The sequence below is a fragment of the Hyalangium sp. genome (assembly GCF_045802625.1).
In the GTDB taxonomy this organism is placed as follows: Bacteria; Myxococcota; Myxococcia; order Myxococcales; family Myxococcaceae; genus Hyalangium.
In genome coordinates this window covers 1-5,825 of the sequence record NZ_JBJMQP010000213.1, presented here as the reverse complement: position 1 = coordinate 5,825, position 5,825 = coordinate 1, and the positions used below count along the sequence as shown (strand labels likewise).

The window sequence follows — 5,825 nt, the reverse complement described above, 5'->3', positions numbered from 1 at the left end:
CCGCCCCCACAACGGCCCGCACATGGCTCGTCTCGTCAGAGGCGTACGCCCCGGGCGCGACGAAGACAGCCAACAGCAAGAGGCTGACAGCCGCATGGAACCGCGAGGGCTGACTCGCTCCCAGGCCCCTCATTCGGCAAGCCCTTCGAGGGCCGCGCCTCCGGCGCTGGCGCCGCGCAACACAAGGGACAGCGCTCCTGCCTTCCAGAGAATCCTCTGCCACGGCAGCATGTGTCACCCCTTCATGCGAGGAGGTGATCAGTGAAGGGCCTGCTGCTGGAGGACCGCTGGGCGCCTGTCACTTCGGAGATGGGCTTTCTGGAACTGGGGGCCGAGCAGGCGGCGCAAGCCTTCGCCACGTGGGAGAGGAGGCTGCTGACGCCCCGGGGTATCACCGTGGAGGAGCTCCCTATCACGGGCACTCTGGAGCAAGTCCTCTCCCGCCTGCTGCCCCTGAGCGGTGGGGAGATACAGCGGGACCTGTTCATCCCCACGCGCAGCGCCTGGACCGCTTACGTCTCCAACCAGTGGACGGGGACGGATGCCGCCAGCCCCATGAGCTACATGGCCCGGTGGCTGAGCATCCGGTGCCTGCGGGTGGTCGCCGTGCCCCACACGCTGCGCAAGCACCAAGGTGGTCGCTACGGTGGGGTGATGCTGGATGTGTTCGGCCCGAAGCAGCCGGGGAAGCTCAACAACTATGTGCGCGCCATCGAGGTGGCCAATGACGGGGGCCGTTGGGTTTTCGTGCAGTCGGGTGAGCCCTTCCCCTTCGAGCAGGTGGAGCGGTACCAGGCGCGCAAGGTGAGGGACCGCTTCACCTTTGAGATGCTCCAGGACTACCTGCGCCACCTGGGGCTCTCCCCCTTCGAGGAGGATTTCTACATGCCTCCAGGCACCCGCGCCTGGCTCATCCAGAAGACAGGCCCCTTCACCACCGTGGGCCGGGAGTACACGCTGGAGGAGGCCCGCGCCGCCCGCGTGTTGTGATGCACCCCAAGCCGATGACTGTCTTCGCTGCGCCAGGGGCATGTCCGGACGTCTGGACATCCTCCCCGATCCAAACGGGTGCTCACCCGGCGGGCGAGCACTTGGCAGGGTCAGCACGTGCGGCGAAGCCGCAAGGCGATTCACGGAAGAAGATTCCGCTAGGGCAGGATGCCGCCCAGGCCGCGAAATCGGGCTCGGCTTAGCCCTCCTGAAAAGACTTAGCCCCGATGACTTAGCTGCCTGCCGTGGACACCTGATGCAGGCAGATGTGGCCCCGCCCCGGGGATTGCATTATCCCTCGGGGCTCTATGCGCACCACTCGTGGCCTCCTCGCGCTGCTTACCCTCGCCGCCAGCCTGACTGGCTGCGTCCACCGTCCCTCCTCCCCGTCCTCCGCGGATGTGCTGGAGTCCGCCGCCGAGCGGGCCAAGAACGGCAGCGGTGAAGCTCGCACCCTCGCGCTCGCCGGCTTCCATGCGTACCTCGTACAGGGAGACGCGGAGGCCGCTCGCGCCCGCCTCGACGCCGCCATCGCCAAGGACCCGGGCGACCCCTACGCCCTCATGGGCCAGAACCTGCTCGCGCGCCGCGCCGGGGCGCCGGACCGGGCGCTCACCGCCGCCCTGGAGCTGGTGACGCGCGCTCCCACGCACCCGCTCGCCGTGCCCGCCGTGCGCTACATCCTCGACCAGGTGGGCACCTCGCCCGAGCTGGACGAGACCATCCTCAAGGCCAGCCGCAAGGCGCTCGAGGCGGGCGCGGTGGGCGAGGCCGCCCAGCTCCTGCGCGGCTGCCAGATGGCCGTCTTCCTCGTGCGCGGGGATGCGCAGGCCACGGCCACCTCGGTGAAGGAGGTGGGCGCCGCCAGCGTGGCCACGCTCGTGGGGCCGTTCTCGCCCTACCACGTGCTGGGCTTCGACGAGCCCACCCCGCCAGAGAAGGATGGCTCGCTGGCGGGCCCCTTCACCGGCCCCTACGGCCCGCTCCCGCTGCGCACCGTGCTGGCCCCGGATGGCCGCCACCGGCTGGATGGAGAGCCCGCCGAGAGTGACATCTACATCCTCGCCTTCGACGCGGAGGTGCCCGAGGCCGGCGTGTACCTGGCGCGCACCGTGTCCTCCTCCTCCTTCAAGGTGCTGATGGACGGCGCGCCCCTGTTCGAGCGCCGCGCCCTCGCCCACTCCGAGTCCACCGTCACCGGCCGGGCCCTCCGCCTGGCCGCCGGCAAGCACCGCTTCGTGGTGAAGCTCACCAAGGAAGGCGCCACGGGCACGCTCTCCTTCACCCTGCCGCGCGCCGACGGCCGCCCGTCCGAGGTGCGCTACACCGCCGCCACCGGGCCCGCGCCCTCCTGGAGCGGAGCGGCGCCCTCCTTCGTCGAGGCGCCCATGTTCTACCCCGCCACGGCGGACCTCGCGGCCGCGCTCGAGGCCGAAGCGGGCGGGCTGCTGGCCAACTTCCTGGCGGCCAGTGACGGGCTGGGGCGCGACCCGGACGGCGCCCGGAGGCTGCTGGCCAACCTGGACGAGTCCGCGCGCACTCCGGCCCTGATGATGCTCAGCGCCACCCTGGCCTCGCAGGATCGCTCCGTGCCCACCAAGGTGTCTCGCGGGCGGGCCACCAGGGACTTGGAGGCGACCCTGGCCAAGGATCCGCGCAACGTGTCCGCGCTGCTGCTGCGCGCGGAGCTGGCCCTCAGTGACAGCCAGCCCATCTCCGCGCAGGAGGTGCTGAAGACCGCCCTGGAGATCTCCGGCCCGGACAGCTACCCCGTCCAGCTGCTGCGCGCCCGCGCGGCCATCGCGCTCGAGGTGGATGCGGTGGCCCAGGAGGCCCTCGCCGCGGCGCTCAAGGCCCAGCCCAAGCTGTGCGACGCGCTGTCGCTGCGCTACGGCCTGGCCCGCAGGCGCGACGCGGTGGAGCTCATGGATCAGCTCGTCTCGGACTTCGCCGGCTGCCCCGGCGCGCAGACCCGCGTCGCCGAGCACGCGCGCCAGCGCGGAGACACCGCCACGGCGGCCAAGAACTACGCGGAGCTGCTCTCGCGCGATCCAGGCAACCTGAGCACCGGCCTCACGCTGGCCAACCTCTACCTCTCGCAGCGCCGCTACGACGAGGCCGGGGCCACGCTGAAGGAGCTGATGAGCTGGTGGCCCCGCGCCGCCTACCTCTACAAGCGGCTGGCGGACGTGCGGGAGTACGCGGGGGCGCCAGCGGAGGCGCTCGCGCTGCGCGAGCAGGCGCTGGCCCTGGACGGGAGCGATCTGGCGCTGCGCCGGGCGGTGATACGCGCGAAGACGGGCAAGGAGGTACTGCAGGACTACGCCATCGACGGCAAGGCGGCCATCGCGGCCTACGAGAAGGAGAACCACCAGGAGAACGCCGCCGCCGTCTACGTGCTGGACGCGGCGGCCGTGCAGGTGTTCCCCGACGGCTCGCTGGTCAACCGCATCCACACCGTGCAGAAGGCGCTGGAGCAGAACGGCATCGAGGAGATCGCCGAGGTGAACCTGCCCAACAACGCCCAGCTGCTCACGCTGCGCACCATCAAGGCGGACGGCACGGTGCTGGAGCCGGAGCACATCGAGGGCAAGGAGAACATCAGCCTGCCCGGCGTGAACGTGGGCGACTACGTGGAGGTGGAGTACCTGCTCGCGGAGACCTCGCGAGGCCCCGCGCAGCCGGGCTTCGTCGCCTCCGCCTTCTACTTCCAGATCGCCAACATGCCGAACAGCTGGTCCACGTACACCGTGGTGGCGCCCAAGGGCACCGGCATGAAGGTGGACGCGCACAACATGAAGGCTCCGCCGCCGGTGACGAAGGGGGACGTGGAGATCTTCTCCTACTCGGCCCGGCAGGTGCCCCCGTTCATCCCCGAGCCGGACTCGCCTTGGTCCAACAACGAGTTCCTGCCCTTCGTGATGGTGGGGACGGGCGCCACGGGCAACGAGCGCGCGGTGGCGCTGTACGCGGACGCCTTCTACGATCGGGAGCGGCAGACCTCGGAGGTGGAGGCCTTCGCCCGCAAGGCCGTGGGCGACAAGAAGGGCATGGAGGCGGTGAGGGCGCTGCACGCGGCGGTGATGCAGCGCATCCCCGGCCGGGACGTGGGGCTGGCGCAGTCGGCCATCTCCACGCTGGCGCAGGACCGCGGCAGCCGGCTGATGCTGCTCAAGTCAGCGCTGGAGTCCATCGGCATCCCCGTGCGGATGGCGGTGGTGCGCCCCTTCTCCACGGATCCGGCCCCGTACCTGTTCCCCTCCGAGTCGCTGCTGCCCTATGCGTGCCTGCGGGTGGAGGTGCCCGGCGAGGAGCCGGCGTGGGTGGACACCACGGTGCGCTGGGCCCCCTTCGGTGAGCTGCCCGAGAACTCGATGGGCGAGATGGACGCCTACCTGCTGCCCGAGCCGGGCCGGCCCATGGTGCAGCTGAAGACGCCGCCGCTGAACGACAAGGCCAACAAGCAGGTGGAGCTCAAGATGGAGCTCAAGCCGGACGGCACGCTCACCGCGCAGGGCGAGGAGGTGTACTCCGGCTTCACCGGCGCCCAGCTCGCCGAGGCCTTCGATGCCCTCTCGGCGGAGAGCCGCCGGCAGGCGCTCCAGGGCGCGGTGACGCGGTACTTCGGCGGCGCGGATCTGACCACGGTGAAGCTGGATCACCCCGAGCAGGTGGGCGCCCCCTTCACCCTGCGCTACGAGTTCAACGTCCCGCGCTTCGCCCGCACCGAGGACAAGCGGATGGTCCTGGGGCCCGTCACCTTCCCGGCCATGCTCGGCCGGCGCTACGTCCAGCTCAGCTCGCGCTCCACGCCGCTGTTCCTCGAGGACTCCGAGGCCAGCAACACGCAGGTGACGCTCACGCTGCCCGAGGGCTGGAAGCTGCAGGATCCCCAGCCCACCTTGAAGGTGAACAGCCGCTTCGGCCGCTACGTGCGCTCGGAGAAGCAGGAGGGCCGCGTGGTGACGTTCCTCGAGGGGATGCGGATGCCTCGCAACCGCATCTATCCCAGGGACTACGAGGCCTTCGCCCAGTTCGCCGGGGATGTGGACCTGATCCAGACGCGGGATCTGATCCTCACCCAGTGAGCCGCGGACGGCTGCACGGTGGAGCCGCTGGCGGGCTCGCCGTCGCCACGCTCGGCTACAGGCTCGAGCAGCACCTACCTCTGAACGTGTAATCTTTCCAGCAGTGAAATCCAGCAGCACCGAGAATCTCGGCCCGGATGCCTCCATCTTCGCTTTGAAGTCATCTCCGATTCCTGCCCACAATCCCCCGCGCCTGCTGCGGCGGACCTCGACACCCGGCGTAGGCGAGGAGGTCAGGCCGTGAGTACATCCGCATCTCCCAATCGCCGCATCCTGGTGGTGGATGACAACCGCACCATCCATCAGGACTTCCGGAAGATCCTGTGTCCTCCCCGCGCGCGCGACACGGCGTTGGATCAGATGGAGGCCAGCCTCTTCGGTCTCTCCGAGCTGCCGGAGCAGACGCTCCACTTCGAGGTGGACTCGGCCTTTCAGGGCGAGGAGGCGCTGGTGCTGGCGAACGCCGCTCGCCAGCAGGGCAGACCTTATGCCCTGGCCTTCGTCGACATCCGCATGCCCCCAGGCATCGACGGGGTGGAGACCACCTCCCGCCTCTGGAAGGATGACCCTGACATCCAGGTCGTCATCTGCTCGGCCTACGCCGACTACTCCTGGGAAGAGATGATGCACAAGCTGGGGCTGTCCCAGCGCCTGCTCATCCTTCGCAAGCCCTTCGATGGCATCGAGGTGCGTCAGCTGGCCTTCGCCCTCACCGAGAAGTGGGAGCTGCTGCGCACCAACCGCCTG

The 5,825-nt window shown here is 69.7% G+C and carries 3 protein-coding genes; all 3 read left to right on the top strand.

What is annotated here, in order from left to right:
* Nucleotides 1-261: 261 nt before the first annotated feature.
* On the top strand, nt 262-990 hold the full coding sequence (locus ACJ8AT_RS34815; protein WP_407742271.1) for a hypothetical protein: 729 nt from the start codon (nt 262-264) through the stop codon (nt 988-990).
* A 308-nt stretch (nt 991-1,298) separates the two neighbouring features.
* Complete coding sequence (locus ACJ8AT_RS34810) at nt 1,299-5,078, top strand: DUF3857 domain-containing protein (RefSeq protein ID WP_407742270.1); 3,780 nt, start codon at nt 1,299-1,301, stop codon at nt 5,076-5,078.
* Nucleotides 5,079-5,318: 240 nt separating this feature from the next.
* Nucleotides 5,319-5,825 (top strand): response regulator (locus ACJ8AT_RS34805; protein WP_407742269.1); only part of this gene is annotated, 507 nt, incomplete at its 3' end.